Raw genomic sequence first — 17,753 nt, 5'->3', positions numbered from 1 at the left:
AATTTAACACTTAAAAGAGGTAGATATGAATAAAAAGAAAATAGATTTATCGAATTTTGATTTCAATGAGTTCAAATTAGAGGCTTTGACCCAGTTAAAGTCTGGCCAATCTCTCACTGGAAAAGACGGCATACTGACCCCCTTAATAAAAGAGCTATTAGAGGCGGCATTAGAAGGTGAAATGGATTCTCATATGACTGATTGTCATGAGACAGGTATTTCAAACCGTCGCAACGGCAAAACGACTAAAACAATTAAATCAACAACTGGAGTTTTTGATTTAGAAACACCTCGAGATAGGGATGGCAGCTGAACCCGAGCTTGTAAAAAACGTCAAGCAGTACTGTGAATAACAATAATAAAGTCCTAGCCCTCTATGCGATAGGCATGAGTTACAGGCGATAAGCGAGCATTTATCTGAGATGTATGGACTAGAAGTCTCGAGTGCTAAAATCAGCCTGATTACTGACAAACTATTCCCCTGATTGCAGGGCGTATTAAACACAAGTCTCATATACCAATCATTTTCTTGATGCCATGCACTTTAAAGTACGTGTTGAAGGTAAGGTCATAAGTAGAGCATTTTACACCGTCCTTGCTGTAAATTCAGAAGGTAAAAAAGATATTCTAGGGCTCTATTTATCTGAGGCAGAGGGAGCTCGTTTTTGGCTTAGTGTATTAAATGACCTTAAAGCTCGTGGTGTAGAGGATATCCTTATAGCAAGCATCGATGGACTTAGGGATTTCCTGATTAGCATTGCTGAAGTTTTCACAACACCGAGGATCGAGCTGTGTCGTTCATCAAATTCGCAACTCATTAAAGTATGCTGGTTAGCAAGGACCAGAAAGCCTTTATGGCCGATTTAAAGCTGGTTTATAAGGCAAGCAAAAGATATGGCTTTGCATCATCTATTGGAGTTGGAAAGAAGCCGGGGCAAAAAATACCCGGCGGTGATGAAATCCTGGAATAACAACTGGGAAGCTCTATCACAATACTTCAAATACCCAGAAGAGCTAAGACGCATCATTTACACTACCAATATTGTTGAAGGCTTTCATCGGCAAATTCGCAAGTACACTAAAAATAAAGGCGCTTTCACCAGTGAAAACGCCCTTATTAAGCTTATTTATTGTGCTTGCCAGAAAGTACTGGAAAAATGGAATCAGCCCATGCACAATTGGGCGCTTATCGTGTCCCAGTTACAAATCTATTTCGAAGACAGACTAACCCTGGGACTTAGATAATGACTGAGGTGACACAGTTGGATGAACACTCTCCAATTGGGCGCTTATCGTGTCCCAGTTACAAATCTATTTCGAAGACAGACTAACCCTGGGACTTAGATAATGACTGAGGTGACACAGTTGGATGAACACTCTCTAATGCTTAGTCTATTCGTCAATCACGAGCATAGCGAGAGATCTCCATCGTTGAGCACCGAGTTATGATGAAGATCTCCCAGAAGACTTGCGCAGGGTTAATCACCCCTAGTTTCTTTATTAAATTAAGTCTGGAACACTGTCCAGACTGTAACTTTATGATTCAATTTACTGTAATGCAGTTATTTTTTAAGTACAGCAACTGCTTTAAAGTTTATGGTCACTTCATTTTTTATTTCACTAGTACTTGACCAATCACCCTGACCTATACCAAAGTCTAATCGCTTCACTGTGGTATGTCCCTCAACAACCAAATGATCTTTAGGTGATTCAACTGCTGTAAAAGTAAGTACTACGGGCAGTGATTTATTTTTTATAGTTAATGTTCCCGCAGCTTCATAATTTTTATCATCCTTTTTAGTAAACTTGGTTGATTTAAATTCAGCTTTGGGAAATTCTTTGGAATTAAACCAATCAGCACTGAGTAATATTGAAGTTATTTCGGCGTAGGACATTGTGAGTGAGTTAGTATTCACTACCACATCGACATTACTGTCTTGATAATGTGCAGGATCAGCATTTATTGTTGCAGTAAACTCTTTAAATGAACCAGTAACGGGTGCATTATTTTGTGTTGCTGTAAAACTTATACTGCTTTCACCAGGAACAAGTGACCATTCAGGTAAGGCATTTGCATAAGCACTATTCAAAAAAAATAAAACGAAAATAAACTTTATCATTTTCATGGGAACATTCTCCGTAATATATCATCCTTATTAATAAAATGATGTTTTAGAGCAGCTGCACTATGCATAAAAATTGCTGCAATGAGCGCGTACCCCAACCATTCATGGATCCATTCAAATAATATTCTTTTACTGTCATCAGGAGCTATAAGATTAGGTAAAGTAAACAATCCAAAGAATGATGCTGGTAATCCAGCAGCTGAAGTAATTAACCAACCAGTAATTGGCATGGCAAACATAAACAAGTAAAAAGCCCAATGCATGCTGCGAGCAGCAATTTTTTCCAGCAAAGGCAAAGCAAGCTCTGGTTGTTCATTGCTCAGACGCCAAATAATTCTAAAAACAGCCAAAAAAAGGACCAACAAACCATACTCTTTATGCCATCCATAGAATTTCAATCTTTGGGGATTCCATGGTAAAGAGACCATGTACAACCCCAGTACTAACAACCCAATAATTAACAAAGCAATAACCCAATGAAATACTATAGTAACAATACCAAAGTGAGTTGCACTATTTTTGATTTGCATAAGAAGTCCCTATTTCTTATCCTGATATGCTTCTGCCCCAATTGAAAGGGTTACTTTATCACCTACAGAAGGCAGGAAAGCATTTATCCCAAAATCAGAACGATTTATAGTGGTAGTAGCTGTAAAGCCAACTGACATCTTGTTACTAATTGGATTCATTCCCTCTTTATTTAAGGTAACATCCAATACCACAGGTTTACTCACACCACGCAAAGTTAAGGTACCATCAACAGTTGCTTTATTATCACCTTTGGGAGTTACCTTATTACTGACAAAAGTTGCAGTAGGAAAATGTTCCGTATCAAAAAATAACTTACTTTTTAGATGTTTATCCAACTCTGGAATACCGGTAACCATATCCGCAACATCAATCTTAACGTTGACTTTACTTTGACTTGGATTGTCTTTATCAAGAATCAGTTGACCTGTTCCATACCATTTACCATATTGGGTTGAAAAGCCTAAGTGATCGATGCTCCACAACACAAAAGTATGGTTTTTATCCAGTGTATAGGTTTCTGGTGCTGCATGAATTGGCGACGTAGAAAAAGTGAATGTCATAAACAATAATGAGGACAAGCCTCCTAAAATTTTTTTCATTGTTAACTTCCTTTTTTTAATGAGAATTTTAAATAATTTATTTTAAATTTTTACTCAGGCTTAAGACTACCACCAACTATCCGCTCACAGAGTCCTTTGGGTAGCAAAATAAAAGCGTCTTTTTGTTTATCTTTGGTCGCGGAGGAAGCACATGAAGCGGTTGCAGTGGCACAGTCATTCATCCCCTTTTTAGCAATTCCATAACATTTTTCAGTTGTAGAATTTGTATCATTGTTGTCAGCTGCCGAACTTCCTGTCGCAACTAAAACAAAAAAAGCAGTCATCACTGATTGCACTAATTTATCCCGTATTAACATAGTTATCCCTTTCATTAATGAATGTCTTAATTAACATACAATAGTGTCATTGAAACAACAAGTAAAAGGGAAAAAAACGACATCCTAGGTAAACCAGGTATTAATCTGAGCTATTAAAATTCAATCATTGTAATGTCGCCAGCAAATGATAGTTCTGCCAAAAGAGGGGCAGTCAGTTTTTGCTTTAATGTGTCAATATTAGCTGATAAAGCTTGCATGTTTGGGTCAAAGCAATTTGCAATCCAGCCCGTGCATTCAATGTTATTTGCATGCAACACAGCTTCTGTTAACAACGCATGATTAATACATCCTAATTTCATGCCAACTACTAAAATAACAGGGATCTTAGTAATCTGTAAAAAATCAATCCATGTTTCATTGTCATTTAGCGGCACCATTAATCCACCCGCACCCTCAATGAATAATGTTTCAATACCCTCCAGCTGCAAATTAAGGCAATAGTCAGCTATTTCAGTGACGCTTAAACATACTCCTTCATTCTGTGCCGCAATATGAGGGGAAACAGGCGCTTTAAATCGCCAGGGATTTATTACATCCATAGGGATTCTTGTCTTGCTGTTTTTTTGTAAATGCAACGCATCACTGTTCACCAGTTTATTTTCTATTTCCATGCATCCACTTGCTACCGGTTTAATTGCTGCTGCCGATGGAAAATAGTGTAACAGACTCGCTGTTACATAGGTTTTACCGCAATCTGTATCAGTACCTGTAATAAAAAATCGCTTCATTGAATAAATCCTCGGATTTCTTCGATAAATAAATCCATATGAGATAAAAAAGGCATGTGTGCCGCTCGTTTGAATAGAATATAATGAAATTTGGGATAATTCAGTTGCATGGAACTCATTGTTTTAATTGAAACAATGGGATCAAGGCGACCAAACATAAAACATGTCGGTTTAGTAAACTGTTTCAGCTCCTCTCGTAAATCCCAATTTTCTAGAATTTCAAGCCCCAATTTCAACCCTTCTGGAGATGGGAGTCTATCAGGTAGATGGTTCAACCTATCATTAGTAGTTAATCCATTGAGTTCCATAAATTCGTTTAAGGTACTCTGTGGCTCCTCTAATAATTTTTCGTAAAATTTTTTAAAAACATCCTGAGAAACACCTGACCATAGATCCGCATGTAAAAATCGGGGTGATGAAGTCACGTTAATAAGAGACCTTACTCGTTCAGGTGCTTCAACTGCCAAACGCATGGCATATAACCCACCCATAGACCAACCTACTAATGCAAATTGTTGGGGTAATTGTCTCAGTAAAAACTTTTTAAATGCATCCCAGTCCATGATTGGACTATGACCAAATCCTGGCAAGTCAATTAGTATAAGCTGATAATCCATGGACAGTTTAAGCACTAGTGGCAACCAAACTCGACTGTCAAATCCCCATCCATGTAGAAACACAATAGGGAATCCTTTTCCATAACTATTGATTTTTATATGCATAAATGACACTTAATTGATTAAATAACTCCTGGATCTGTTCTGGAGTATGATTGTAATTCAAAATGACACGCAAACCGGATGCTTTTGTACTGACTGTAGGCCTTCTTATTGCACAACAGCTAATTCCATTTTTCTTCAATTCACGAGCATAATATAATGCTAAATGGGGACAGCCTAATTGAAGTTGTTGAATTGGAGAAATAGAATCAGACCACTTTAGAGGAGATTGTTTAATATAAGATCGAAATAAAGCAATGAGTTGTGTTAATTTCGACCTTCTATCTTCCGCATTAACTACACATTCCAAAGCATGCAACAAGCCATAACTTAAAGCTGGGCTTATTGCGGTTGAATAGATAACTGAGCGACCGGCTTGTAATAAAGCATAGATCCACTCTGCTTTACCAGCAACCAGTGCACCCTGAGCGGCATACGCTTTTCCTAGAGGAATAATCCTTAACGGAACTTCGTTTTGAGTTAAACCATGATAAGCTACAGCCCCCCTTCCCTGAGCGCCTAAGAGTCCAAAAGAATGAGCCTCATCAACTAAGAGTGCACTTTGGTTCCTGCTACACAGAGAGGACATTTTTGCCAAAGGAGCCATTTGGCCACTCATGCTAAAAACTCCCTCCGTAATTAATGCGGAGCTATTGGCATAAGTTATTAATTTACGGTCTAAGTCAATTAAATTATTGTGCAGATAGCGTGTATAGTTTACTTGTGATAGAGCTAAACCATCGTAAATGGATGCATGTATTTCTTTATCTATAAAACAATGGACCTTTAATTGACCAAGTAAGGCAGTAACGGCAAGATTTGCTGCATATCCTGAAGAAAATAAAATACAATCATCCACAGCCAATAAGTTAGCGAATGCCTCTTCTACTGCCCGATGATTGGGGTGATAACCACTTAACAACATTGAGGCACCACTTCCACAAGGATACAGAGCATAGCCTCGCTGGTATCCTTCCGCAATACGTTGATCCCTAGATAGCGACAAATAATCATTACTGTCAAAATGAATTAATGACGAATCATCAGCGCTTATTATCCTATTCCTTAATAGGCCTTCTTGAGCTAGCTGATTCGTATAATCCTTAATCTTGTGACTTATAGGCATTTAAACCATCTCAGTTAAACCTAGCTTGCTAAAAAGGGCTTTATCTTTTAGTCGTTGAGGATTTTCTTCTGTTAATAATTTATCACCAATAAATACAGAGTTCGCTCCAGCAAAGAAACAAAGTGCTTGTAATTCATCACTCATTTCAGTTCTTCCAGCCGTTAAACGAATGACGCTTTTAGGCATTAGTATTCGCGCAGTTGCAATCGTACGTGCTAACTCAATCCCTTCGACTGGCTGAGCTTTCGCAAGAGGCGTACCTTCTACTGGAATTAAACGGTTTATAGGAACACTTTCAGGAGGTGTTTCCATGTTAGCTAGAGTTAATAAAAATTCAATGCGATCTTCGCGTGTCTCTCCTAAACCTAAAATACCACCACAACATACATTGATTCCGGCTTCTCGCACATTATTCAATGTATCCAATCGTTCGCTGAATTTGCGGGTCGTTACTACTTTCTCATAATAAGAAGGTGATGTGTCTATATTATGATTGTAATAGTCCAACCCGGCTTCTTTTAGACAAGCGGCCTCTTCTTGATTTAACATTCCTAAAGTCATGCATGTTTCCAAACCTAAAGACTTCACCCCTCTAATCATTTCTTGTAATTCATTCATCGCCTTATCAGGTGGACAACGCCAAGCAGCTCCCATGCAAAAACGTTTGGCACCGCCCTCTTTGGCTTCCTGAGCAGCTTTTAATACTTCAGCAACTGACATTAAATTTTCTTTTTCTACATGAGTCTTATGATGCCCGCTTTGTGAACAATAACCACAATCCTCTGGACAAGCACCTGTTTTAATACTGAGCAGGGTAGCAAATTGTAATGAATTAGGTTGATGATATTCTCTATGTACTTCATGCGCCTGGTGCAACAAGTCATTAAATGGTTGCTCATAAAGCGCTGTAATTTCAGAAATAGACCAGTGCTTCTTAGTTTGGGTCACAACAGTTCCTCCTATTAAGGAAATTAAAACAATGTAGCCTTGATGGAGCACAGATAAATCCGGTCATCCGCATCTTAGCCTGTGATTTCGTATCGCAACATTGTGCTACTACGTAGAGCTCCCACGCTGCACTTGGAATGACGGACACAGCACCAAATAATAATCCGGATAAAAATGATGCTCCTCTATTTTAGGCAAAGTGAAGCAAAATCCAGCTACATCCATATTTCTCATTTTATTTACATAGCGAACATGATAAAGTGCCGCCTAATCTTGTCAACCAAAATTTTAAAAATGGTTAACGTTCATCAATTAATTAGTAGAGATTTGAAACATTTTTGGCATCCTTGCACCCAAATGAAGGATTTTGAAACCTGCCCTCCACTGCTTATTGAGAAAGCGCAAGGCAGTTATCTTTACACCAATAAAGGGCCTTTGATTGATGCCATTTCCAGCTGGTGGTGTAAATCATTAGGACACGGCCATCCCGCTGTAATGGCAGCAATAACAGACCAGCTAAATCATTTTGAACATGTTATTGCAGCAAATACAACACATCCCCAACTTGTTGAGTTGGCGGAAGAGCTTGCAAAAATCACAAAAAAACAACATGTTTTCTTTGCCAGTGATGGCTCTAGTGCAGTTGAGATAGCAATGAAATTGGCAATTCATGCAAGTCAAATTAAGGGGTTTACAGAGAAGAATCAATTTATCGCTCTTAAAAATGGATATCATGGAGAAACATTAGGTGCAATGAGTATTAGTGATTTAGGGATTTATAAATCACCCTATACTTCATTTGGTCTAACGTGTCATTTTATTCAAAATATTCCTTATATTTCTGGCAAAGAAGATCTTTTATGGAATAATTGTGATTCGTATTGGCCTGCCGTAGAAAAGGAATTAGAAGCGGTTAGCGACAAAGTCTGCGCCATTATTGTTGAACCGTTGATTCAAGGCGCAGGAGGAATGTTGTGTTATAGCCCTGACTTTCTTAAAAAACTCTCATCCTGGGCTAAAAGCAAAGATATTTATCTTATTGCTGATGAAATAATGACAGGGATGGGCCGTACAGGCGAATGGCTGGCCTCAAACCATGCAGGTGTAGAACCGGATCTGATTTGTCTATCCAAGGGATTAACTTCGGGATCCATTCCTTTAAGTTGCATCATGATTGACAGCTCTATTTTTGAGCTTTTTTACTCTGATTATGCCAGTGGTAAATCTTTTCTTCATTCACACACCTATAGCGGCAACGCACTCGCTGTAAGCGCAGCATTGGCAACCATTCGGGTAATGCATGAAGAAAAAATACTGATGCATGCGCAAAACCTTGGGGAATACATGTTTACTACTTTGACTGAAATAGCACAAATTTCAGGCAGATTAAGCAATATACGAGGAGTTGGGGCAGTTGTCGCAGCGGATCTTGAAGAGATAGGACATGATCGTATAGGGAATAAAGTTTACCAACAGGCATTAAATCATGGTGCATTAATAAGACCAATTGGCAACACGCTTTACTGGCTACCTCCATTAAATACAAGTCATGAAGTAATTGGGAAATTAGCAGAAATCACACTACACTCTATAAAGGGAGCCTATGTAACACCATAATTATGCGAAAAGTATGCAGAAACCTGACATTTTTTGTCTACAAACGATTCAAATTATTCTGGATATTTTTCACCATTGTTTTGCTCGCAGTCTTTTCATATGTCAATTGGCATAATAACGTCACCAATTCTCTTACCTTAGTTACAGAAGAAAGCAATAAACTTTCACAAAAGGTCGATCACTTTATAAATGATATATTTCAAAGCGCATATCAAATTCCATCTGATCAAAAGAATAAGCTATTGTGTTCTGCCGATTTTATTCCTTATTTACAACACATCGTTATCAATCATCCACAAATCTCTGGATTAGCCATACGGAATCTAAAATATCAAATTATATGCTCCACCTTACCTTACAATCAGACCTTTCTCCTAAGTCGTAATCTACATCAGATGATTATTGGGCCATTAACGACACCTATGTTTAATCATCCAATTTATGCAATACAAAAAAAAATTGGTGAATATCAGGTAGAGGTAGTTATTATGTCCTCGATGCTGGAAAATATATTGAAAACGCCAGATAGTGTTTCACGCACAGTCACTCTCTATGATGTCAATACGAAAAAAGAACTGATTCAAGTAGGAAAAGTAAACAACGAATCGTGGATCAGTCATTTATCATATGACTCATCTTTCGCATCAGAAAGAGTATTTGCCACAGCCAAATTATCAAGTCTTAATGGAGTTTTACTCATAGTATCTGAACCCAAGCAAGTAATGATGAATAGTCTATGGTTTAATCAAATCTTGCTCGCTCTCGATGTTTTGGTATTTTCAATTTTTTTATACTTTGTGATTAAGAATATTTTTACTCAACATTATTCTTTGCATGGAGCAATAAAACAAGCGCTTCGCGGCAGACAATTTTACCCTGTTTACCAACCATTATTTGATGCAGAATGCGGAACCTATTCAGGAGCTGAAGTCCTATTAAGATGGCAGGATAATTATGATGAAATTATAATGCCTGATCTGTTCATAGAAGAAGCTGAACATACAGGGTTAATTGTCCCGATAACATTACAAATTATTGAAATAGCATTTAAAGAAGCTAAAAATATCTTAAAAAATCAGCCTACGTTCTATTTATCTTTTAATATTTGTGCCCTACATTTTACTGATAGTCATTTTTTTCCCAAGTTTTATAAACTTGTACAGCACTATTCTATTTCACCCAAACAAATATTATTGGAAATAACAGAGCGTTATTTACTTGATATGAATAATAAAATTTACATCAACAGGATGCATGAGCTTAGAAAAACCGGTTATTCATTGGCTATAGACGATTATGGAACAGGACATTCAAGCATCAGCTATCTACAATATTATCCTTTTAATTATCTTAAAATCGACAAATTATTTATACATGCTATTGGTACTAAGGCCATCGCAGAAACATTAAACGATGCAATAATTCATTTAGCAAAAAAAATTAATTTAATTATTATTGCAGAAGGTGTAGAAACCAAAGAGCAACACGACTATTTATTACAAAACGACGTTCGATTCCTTCAAGGTTGGTTTTTTTCAAAGGCCTTGCATGTGGAACAATTAATTGAACTGCTTCAGGGGGAGAAAAATGAATAAGAACATAGGATGGTATTTTTTGCTGCTTTTAGGAATCTCAGTATCAAGTTTTGCTGAACCATTAGATGCAGAAGGTAATTATTGGCAATGTTTCGCTCATGATGCGACTCATGCCAAATGGTCTTCACAAAGTCCTTATCAAAAAATTGCTTTAAATCTTTCTTATGCTGAATGTAAAAAAAACAGCAAAGCGCCAGCAACCTGTAAAACAACTAAGATGAGCTGTATACGATTCATTAACGGTATCAATGTCATGCCCATGTGGCGATGTACCGCTTTTGACCGGGAAGCATTATCATGGCGAAGTAATCTTTATCCAAATCGCGAAGATGCTGCATTGGCTGCTCTAGCATTCTGCAAACATAGAAGTCCAGTACCTTATACTTGTTATATGAATGTAGTAACATGTATTAATCACAATGAGATATAAAATATGGTTTATTGTGTTGGAATAACAGGTGATATAGCGAGCGGGAAAACTACTGTTGCTGAACTTTTTTCGAAATTCGGTATGGAAGTAATTTATGCTGATAAAATTTCGAGGGAACTAACCCAAAAGAACAAAGACGCATACACAAAAATTCTTGAGCATTATGGTTGTAGTATTCTTAAAGAAGATGGCGAATTGGATCGTAGTAAATTAAGAGAAATCATTTTTTCTAACCATAAAGAGCGGTATTGGCTTGAACAACTATTACATCCTCTTATACGACAAGAAATTAAAAAGCGGGTTGATGAATGCACCACACCTTATTGTGTCATAGAAATTCCCCTGCTTATCACAAAACAAACTTATCCTTATATTAAGCGAACGTTGCTTGTATGTGCGCCCAAAGAAACACAAATATCACGGCTAATGCGACGAGATCAATCCAGTAAAGAACAAGCTCAGGCTATTTTATCAACTCAACCCGATTCGGATAAACGTTTGGAAAATGCAGATGATATTATTATTAATAATGTAGGTTTCGAAGAGTTAACTAGAAGAGTACACGATTTACATTATAGATATCTTCAGGAATCTAAAAGGGAACAATAAATATTTTACCGTCGCATACGAGTTAATGAAAAGTCCAAACAAGTCTCAATCGCTGTGGTAAAATATATAGAGTATAACGAATGCAAGGGACTCAATGCTCAATGAAATTAATTACTTTAAATTTATGGGGAGGACACATAAGAAACCCCCTTTTAAAATTTATCAATGAACATCGTGATGTTGATGTATTTTGCCTACAAGAAGTGTATTACAACGCTCACCGAAAAATAACTGAGGAAGATAGAGAACTTAGTTTAAATATTTTTGCCGATCTACAACGACTTCTTCCTAATCATTTTGCTATTTTTAAGCCTGCTGTAGAAAATGTATATGGCGTTGCGATGTTATTAAAAAATAATATTGATATTTTAGGAGAAGGAGATATCAATATTCATCAAAAACAACATTATCCAGGAATAGGATTAAACCATCCTAGAAACTTGCAATGGGTTGAATGCGAAATCAATAAAAAAATTTATTCCATTCTTAATGTACATGGTCTCTGGAATGGGCAAGGAAAAAAGGATACTCCTGAGCGAATCAATCAGTCATACCGCATCCGTCATTTTATGGATACCATCAATACGCCTAAAATTTTATGTGGCGATTTTAACTTAAGACCAGACACAGAAAGCATGCACATAATTGAGCAGGGAATGAGCAACTTGATTACGATGAATAATATTAAATCGACAAGAACTCGTTATTATAAAAAAGCTGAGAAATATGCGGACTACATTCTGACCTCACCAGACATTGTAGTGAATCAGTTCATTGTCATGAATGATGAAGTTTCTGATCATGCTCCATTGTTTCTTGATTTTAATTAAGATTAGTTGCTTTATATGCCGGAGTTACTCCTCACCAAGACTACAGATAACGAGGGGTAAATAGACTTGTTATGAAAATAAAAGATAGTCTACCCCTTGCTTATACCTTCGAATATAAAGCTATTTTATAAGCCATAATCTAGGTCTGGTAATCTGGAACAAAATTCAGGAAAAATAAGAGCTATTCCGAATTGGTTTATTAACTCCTGCTCTCACAGAATGGCTTATCCACAAGTCCATAGGCCAGTAGAGCCTTCATCGTCTCGGATAGGCCTGTGGACCCTGTGGGTAAGCCATGACACACCGAACTATGTTTTAGAAACCGTACTAGGGTGTCCGAAATACACTTGAGCTGGTGTTAAATATCCAAAAGACTGATGGAGTCTTCGGTTGTTATAATATTCAAAATACTCAGCTAATTCCAGCTCTATCTCTTCGATTGTTTCGAAATCATACCGATAGAGTTTTTCTTGCTTAACACTGCGCCATAAACGTTCTATGAAAATATTATCGAGGTATCGGCCGCGCCCATCCATACTGATAGAGATTTTGTGGGCCTTCAAGGTATTGATCCAATCATTAGACGTGAACTGAGCACCCTGATCGGTATTAAAAATATCACACCGCCCCTGTAATAACGCGTTTTTTAGCGCCTCTACACAAAATTCTGCTTCTAATGTTGGGGACACCGCCCATTGAAGCACATACCGACTATACCAGTCCATGATGGCAACCAAGTAAACATGGCCTCCCTTCATACGCACGTAGGTAATATCAGCAGCCCAGACCTGATTAGGCTTAGTGATATCGATGTCACGTAATAGATAGGGGTACACGGTGTGCTCTTTATTGGGAACGCTTGTATTTGGCTTTGGGTAGACGGTTTCTAATCCCATAGCCTCCATGAGTCTCTTGATGCGTCGTTTACCAACAGGATAGCCAACTTCAAGGGACAACCATTGTGCGCGCTTCACTTTACCTTCACATGGATACTGGAGATAATGCTCGTCTAACAGCGCCATGAGCCGCTCGTCCTCTGCTGATATAGGAGACGCTTTGTAATAATAACTGGAAATACTCAATCCGAGTAGCATGCATTGTTCTCGGATTGATATTTCAGCGTTGCTATCAATCAGCTTACGCTTTTCATCCAAGCTCAGTGGCAGTCTTTTTTTTTAACCATGATAATTGGGCTTGAAGTCGACCAATTTCCTCATACAAAGCACCAACAAGCTCGGCTTGCTCTTTTTTATCCTTATCATGAGAATTGGAAAAAGCATCTGAAATAGCCTGCAATGCTGTTTGCTTCCATGCTTTAATTTGGGTAGGATGCACACCGTATTCGCTGGTCAGTTGAGCCTGAGTCAATTTTCCTTCAATTGCCGCAACTGCTATCTTTGATTTTTTTGATGCCGTGTAATAGTTTCTTTTTTTGCTCATTCTATTCTCCTCTGTTACTTAGAAGAATAGCTCTTAAAAATTACCTTTTTTCGTCCAAAAAACCGCGCCTATATCAAAGTTCTGGTTTCCATTCAGATAGGCTTAAGGTAACGATTAATTCGGAATTTGCAAAAGACGCAATTGCGGTGCTCAAAAAGGAATATCCAGGATTAACAATACGAAACGAAGAACAACTTGACCGAGTGAACGAACATAATTACAAATCCAATTAGGTATTATTGCGCTTAGAAAAAATGGAGTTACTTAATATCTAATTTACTTGAAATAGCTCGTAGCATTTTAAATGATGCTACGAGCTATTTATCTTTATGAAATATCTCTACTGAACAAAAACAATTAATTCTGCATTAGTTTAAAGATTTTTTTAGTGATAATAGTTTACAAGTTAACAGAATAAATTCATTATTTTGTTCCGAGAATTTTGATATAGGCGCGGTTTTTTGGACGAAAAAAGGTAATTTTTAAGAGCTATTCTTCTAAGTAACAGAGGAGAATAGAATGAGCAAAAAAAGAAACTATTACACGGCATCAAAAAAATCAAAGATAGCAGTTGCGGCAATTGAAGGAAAATTGACTCAGGCTCAACTGACCAGCGAATACGGTGTGCATCCTACCCAAATTAAAGCATGGAAGCAAACAGCATTGCAGGCTATTTCAGATGCTTTTTCCAATTCTCATGATAAGGATAAAAAAGAGCAAGCCGAGCTTGTTGGTGCTTTGTATGAGGAAATTGGTCGACTTCAAGCCCAATTATCATGGTTAAAAAAAAAGACTGCCACTGAGCTTGGATGAAAAGCGTAAGCTGATTGATAGCAACGCTGAAATATCAATCCGAGAACAATGCATGCTACTCGGATTGAGTATTTCCAGTTATTATTACAAAGCGTCTCCTATATCAGCAGAGGACGAGCGGCTCATGGCGCTGTTAGACGAGCATTATCTCCAGTATCCATGTGAAGGTAAAGTGAAGCGCGCACAATGGTTGTCCCTTGAAGTTGGCTATCCTGTTGGTAAACGACGCATCAAGAGACTCATGGAGGCTATGGGATTAGAAACCGTCTACCCAAAGCCAAATACAAGCGTTCCCAATAAAGAGCACACCGTGTACCCCTATCTATTACGTGACATCGATATCACTAAGCCTAATCAGGTCTGGGCTGCTGATATTACCTACGTGCGTATGAAGGGAGGCCATGTTTACTTGGTTGCCATCATGGACTGGTATAGTCGGTATGTGCTTCAATGGGCGGTGTCCCCAACATTAGAAGCAGAATTTTGTGTAGAGGCGCTAAAAAACGCGTTATTACAGGGGCGGTGTGATATTTTTAATACCGATCAGGGTGCTCAGTTCACGTCTAATGATTGGATCAATACCTTGAAGGCCCACAAAATCTCTATCAGTATGGATGGGCGCGGCCGATACCTCGATAATATTTTCATAGAACGTTTATGGCGCAGTGTTAAGCAAGAAAAACTCTATCGGTATGATTTCGAAACAATCGAAGAGATAGAGCTGGAATTAGCTGAGTATTTTGAATATTATAACAACCGAAGACTCCATCAGTCTTTTGGATATTTAACACCAGCTCAAGTGTATTTCGGACACCCTAGTACGGTTTCTAAAACATAGTTCGGTGTGTCATGGCTTACCCACAGGGTCCACAGGCCTATCCGAGACGATGAAGGCTCTACTGGCCTATGGACTTGTGGATAAGCCATTCTGTGAGAGCAGGAGTTAATAAACCAATTCGGAATAGCTCTTATTTTTCCTGAATTTTGTTCCAGATTACCAGACCTAGATTATTCATCTCTTCTATTAATTAATTTCAATCAAGCATAGAACATGACGGATGTGGGGGGATCACCACTTATAATAAAATGTTAATAAAATCAGGTTATAATCCTGGCAACAAGTATAAAAAACCGAGCTCCCCCAACATCACTTGAATAAATTTAATTCAATATGTAATATATTGTTTGCTTTTATTGAGAACAAAATGACTACATTAAATTTAAAGTATGCTACAAATGGTTTAGGGCTCTTTACTCAAATTCAAAGGGCAAATTCAATTATTCGTGAAACTAAGAAAAATGATTTAACTTTTAATGCTGGAGATGAGAAAGAAATTTGCCGAAATACAAGCTATGCCGCTTTTCCAGAATTGAGAGGCAGAAATACTAAAATAACTTTAGATAGTTTTCGAGGTTGTTTAAATGATAGAGGCATTGCAGATGCAGCATTTCAAAATAAAATTTTACATATGACATTGCAAAGCCGAGTAGGGATTCATTTTGCAATGAATAAAATAGTTGAGTCATTACTCAATTCGGAAGCTGACTATCCTGTTTGGATGTGTCCAGACTTGCCCGAGTATAAAATAGAATTAGAAGTTGTTAATAACAATAGTGTTGATTTTATATTTAAAAGCATTTGGCAAACTCTAGCTCCGGATGACCCAACAGGAGAAACCGTGAATGCGGTTGAGGCCTGTATTAAAATAAATATATCTCGCGATGTTGTAGCGATCACTTCTTTTGAACTTTCAAAATTGTCAGACATGCCAAATGTAACCCATGCTTTTGAGCGTCTTGAAGCAAATCAGCAAAATATTCTTATGAAACTTATTACGTTCATACGACACATACTTGGATACAATAGTGAGCTCAGATTGGAAGAACAAGAGGAGAATGATCGGAGTTGGGCTCCTGCTATATAAGTTTTTAATCAATATTCTTTGTTAAGCAAAATAAGCAGGCACCGCGCATGAAGCGCGGTACATATTGTCACATCAAATCATCTATGCTTCTTCAGCACCGGCCGTCACATTTCCCATAGTGTAGGAGTATGCTCCCGTACCGGCTAGTCTGCCTTTATCTACAATAAGATAAACATCACGGATAGGACGTCCTTCTAACCAACACTCTAAAATCTCCCGAGTACCTGCAGCATAACGCGCTTGAGCAGACAAGGAAGTTCCCGAAATGTGTGGAGTCATGCCCTGATAAGGCATTGAGCGCCAGGGGTGATCTTTAGGGGCAGGTTGTGGGAACCATACATCACCCGCATAGCCTGCAAGTTGTCCATTTTCACAAGCCTGCACAATAGCCTCACGATTGCATATTTTTCCTCGAGCAGTATTAATTAAGTACGAGCCGCGCTTCATTTTATTAATCAATCGCTCATCAAACAAATTTTCTGTCTCAGGCGTCAGAGGGCAATTTATAGTAATTACATCACATGCTTTTACTAAAGACTCTACATCATGATGGAATACAAGACCTAATTCCTTTTCAGTTTTTTCGGGTAAACGATGACGATCTGTATAATGCAACTTAACATCAAAGGGTTTTAAACGTTTCATGACTGCCAAACCTATACGTCCGCATGCTACGGAACCTACAGTCATTCCTTCCAAATCATAGGAACGCACAACGCAATCAGCAATATTCCAGCCTTTTTGAACAACCCACTGATGGGAAGGAAGATAATTACGTACTAAAGAAAGAATCATCATCACCACATGTTCGGCAACACTGATACTGTTTGAATAAGTGACTTCAGCTACAGTAACGTTATTTTCCTGAGCAGCTTGCAAGTCTACATGGTCCGAACCGATACCTGCAGTAATGACTAATTGTAGTTTTTTTGCTTTAGCAATTCGTTCAGCAGTTAAATAAGCCGGCCAAAAAGGTTGGGAAATCACCACATCAGCGTCGGGTAGTTCTCTCTCAAAAACTGAATTAGGGCCTTCCTTATCTGAAGTCACTACGAATTGGTGTCCCTGTGCTTCAAGAAATTGGCGTAAACCCAATGCACCAGAAACAGATCCCAGTAAAGTTCCTGGTTTAAAATCATAATGCTTCGGGGTAGGGACACTTTGTCCATCAGGATAGTGTTCTATTTTTGGAAGTGTGTCTCGTGCATAATATTTGGGATATCCATTAATCGGATCCTCATAGAGAACACATAAAATTTTAGCCATACATTTTTCCTTAAATAAAATGGTTAAATCGAGGCGAAGCGTTCAATTTTATCTCATCTATTGTGAACGGATAACAGATCGCCAAATTTAGCATCAGGCTCCTATTTGCTAAA

The 17,753-nt window shown here is 37.9% G+C and carries 20 protein-coding genes and 1 pseudogene; 10 read left to right on the top strand and 11 right to left on the bottom strand.

The annotated features are described in order from the left end of the window. Positions 1-25: 25 nt before the first annotated feature. Together OQJ26_RS15900 and OQJ26_RS15895 are read left to right on the top strand one after the other, a co-directional pair. A complete protein-coding gene (locus OQJ26_RS15900) occupies positions 26-313 on the top strand; it encodes a transposase (RefSeq protein ID WP_416209966.1) in 288 nt (95 codons plus the stop codon). Between the two features lie 224 nt (positions 314-537). Then, a pseudogene (locus tag OQJ26_RS15895) lies at positions 538-1,245 on the top strand (IS256 family transposase). A gap of 317 nt (positions 1,246-1,562) precedes the next feature. Here OQJ26_RS15895 and OQJ26_RS15890 read toward each other — a convergent pair. The 8 genes from OQJ26_RS15890 to bioB all read right to left on the bottom strand — a co-directional run bounded on the left by OQJ26_RS15890 (position 1,563) and on the right by bioB (position 7,115). Beyond that, positions 1,563-2,126: a YceI family protein gene (locus OQJ26_RS15890; RefSeq protein WP_265704707.1), complete on the bottom strand. Its 564-nt coding sequence runs from the start codon at positions 2,124-2,126 to the stop codon at positions 1,563-1,565. After that, complete coding sequence (locus tag OQJ26_RS15885) at positions 2,123-2,656, bottom strand: cytochrome b (protein ID WP_265704706.1); 534 nt, start codon at positions 2,654-2,656, stop codon at positions 2,123-2,125. The genes OQJ26_RS15890 and OQJ26_RS15885 overlap by 4 nt, the downstream gene beginning before the upstream one ends. A gap of 9 nt (positions 2,657-2,665) precedes the next feature. Continuing rightward, a complete protein-coding gene (locus tag OQJ26_RS15880; protein ID WP_265704704.1) occupies positions 2,666-3,256 on the bottom strand; it encodes a YceI family protein in 591 nt (196 codons plus the stop codon). Between the two features lie 50 nt (positions 3,257-3,306). Beyond that, entirely contained in the window at positions 3,307-3,573 is a 267-nt protein-coding gene (locus OQJ26_RS15875) for a BufA1 family periplasmic bufferin-type metallophore (protein ID WP_028380471.1), read from the bottom strand. A gap of 113 nt (positions 3,574-3,686) precedes the next feature. Further along, positions 3,687-4,322: a dethiobiotin synthase gene (gene bioD, locus OQJ26_RS15870; protein ID WP_265704703.1), complete on the bottom strand. Its 636-nt coding sequence runs from the start codon at positions 4,320-4,322 to the stop codon at positions 3,687-3,689. Next, entirely contained in the window at positions 4,319-5,044 is a 726-nt protein-coding gene (locus OQJ26_RS15865; protein WP_265704702.1) for an alpha/beta fold hydrolase, read from the bottom strand. Before OQJ26_RS15865 ends, bioD begins: the two co-directional genes overlap by 4 nt. Continuing rightward, positions 5,025-6,167 carry an aminotransferase class I/II-fold pyridoxal phosphate-dependent enzyme gene (locus tag OQJ26_RS15860; protein ID WP_265704701.1) on the bottom strand — a complete coding sequence of 381 codons (1,143 nt, stop codon included), beginning with the start codon at positions 6,165-6,167 and terminating at the stop codon, positions 5,025-5,027. Before OQJ26_RS15860 ends, OQJ26_RS15865 begins: the two co-directional genes overlap by 20 nt. Then, entirely contained in the window at positions 6,168-7,115 is a 948-nt protein-coding gene (gene bioB, locus OQJ26_RS15855; RefSeq protein ID WP_265704700.1) for a biotin synthase BioB, read from the bottom strand. Between the two features lie 294 nt (positions 7,116-7,409). Here bioB and bioA point away from each other — a divergent pair, with 294 nt between their 5' ends. The 5 genes from bioA to OQJ26_RS15830 all read left to right on the top strand — a co-directional run bounded on the left by bioA (position 7,410) and on the right by OQJ26_RS15830 (position 12,196). Beyond that, the gene (bioA, locus tag OQJ26_RS15850; protein ID WP_265704806.1) at positions 7,410-8,732 is read left to right on the top strand and encodes an adenosylmethionine--8-amino-7-oxononanoate transaminase; all 1,323 of its coding nucleotides are present in this window, start codon (positions 7,410-7,412) and stop codon (positions 8,730-8,732) included. A 2-nt stretch (positions 8,733-8,734) separates the two neighbouring features. Next, positions 8,735-10,327 carry an EAL domain-containing protein gene (locus OQJ26_RS15845; RefSeq protein ID WP_265704699.1) on the top strand — a complete coding sequence of 531 codons (1,593 nt, stop codon included), beginning with the start codon at positions 8,735-8,737 and terminating at the stop codon, positions 10,325-10,327. Continuing rightward, entirely contained in the window at positions 10,320-10,757 is a 438-nt protein-coding gene (locus tag OQJ26_RS15840) for a hypothetical protein (RefSeq protein WP_265704698.1), read from the top strand. Before OQJ26_RS15845 ends, OQJ26_RS15840 begins: the two co-directional genes overlap by 8 nt. Before the next feature lie 3 nt (positions 10,758-10,760). After that, complete coding sequence (gene coaE / locus OQJ26_RS15835; protein WP_265704697.1) at positions 10,761-11,366, top strand: dephospho-CoA kinase; 606 nt, start codon at positions 10,761-10,763, stop codon at positions 11,364-11,366. Between the two features lie 101 nt (positions 11,367-11,467). Then, positions 11,468-12,196 carry an endonuclease/exonuclease/phosphatase family protein gene (locus OQJ26_RS15830; RefSeq protein WP_265704696.1) on the top strand — a complete coding sequence of 243 codons (729 nt, stop codon included), beginning with the start codon at positions 11,468-11,470 and terminating at the stop codon, positions 12,194-12,196. A gap of 308 nt (positions 12,197-12,504) precedes the next feature. Here OQJ26_RS15830 and OQJ26_RS15825 read toward each other — a convergent pair whose 3' ends face one another. Beyond that, positions 12,505-13,350 (bottom strand): IS3 family transposase, encoded by an 846-nt coding sequence (locus tag OQJ26_RS15825; protein WP_082650874.1) that lies wholly within the window; start codon positions 13,348-13,350, stop codon positions 12,505-12,507. After that, complete coding sequence (locus OQJ26_RS15820) at positions 13,343-13,636, bottom strand: hypothetical protein (protein ID WP_065235619.1); 294 nt, start codon at positions 13,634-13,636, stop codon at positions 13,343-13,345. The genes OQJ26_RS15825 and OQJ26_RS15820 overlap by 8 nt, the downstream gene beginning before the upstream one ends. A gap of 519 nt (positions 13,637-14,155) precedes the next feature. Between OQJ26_RS15820 and OQJ26_RS15815 the strand changes: the two genes are divergently transcribed. The 3 genes from OQJ26_RS15815 to OQJ26_RS15805 all read left to right on the top strand — a co-directional run bounded on the left by OQJ26_RS15815 (position 14,156) and on the right by OQJ26_RS15805 (position 16,374). Further along, complete coding sequence (locus tag OQJ26_RS15815) at positions 14,156-14,449, top strand: hypothetical protein (RefSeq protein WP_065235619.1); 294 nt, start codon at positions 14,156-14,158, stop codon at positions 14,447-14,449. Further along, positions 14,442-15,287: an IS3 family transposase gene (locus OQJ26_RS15810; RefSeq protein ID WP_082650874.1), complete on the top strand. Its 846-nt coding sequence runs from the start codon at positions 14,442-14,444 to the stop codon at positions 15,285-15,287. The genes OQJ26_RS15815 and OQJ26_RS15810 overlap by 8 nt, the downstream gene beginning before the upstream one ends. A gap of 367 nt (positions 15,288-15,654) precedes the next feature. Continuing rightward, on the top strand, positions 15,655-16,374 hold the full coding sequence (locus tag OQJ26_RS15805; protein WP_265704695.1) for a hypothetical protein: 720 nt from the start codon (positions 15,655-15,657) through the stop codon (positions 16,372-16,374). An 81-nt stretch (positions 16,375-16,455) separates the two neighbouring features. Here OQJ26_RS15805 and OQJ26_RS15800 read toward each other — a convergent pair whose 3' ends face one another. Beyond that, positions 16,456-17,640, bottom strand: coding sequence for an NAD-dependent formate dehydrogenase (locus tag OQJ26_RS15800; RefSeq protein ID WP_265704694.1), 1,185 nt, complete (start codon positions 17,638-17,640; stop codon positions 16,456-16,458). Positions 17,641-17,753: the final 113 nt, after the last annotated feature.

The organism is Legionella sheltonii, from assembly GCF_026191355.1.
GTDB lineage: Bacteria > Pseudomonadota > Gammaproteobacteria > Legionellales > Legionellaceae > Legionella > Legionella sheltonii.
The sequence above is the reverse complement of the archived record's forward strand: the minus strand, read 5'-3'. Positions and strand labels throughout refer to the sequence as shown.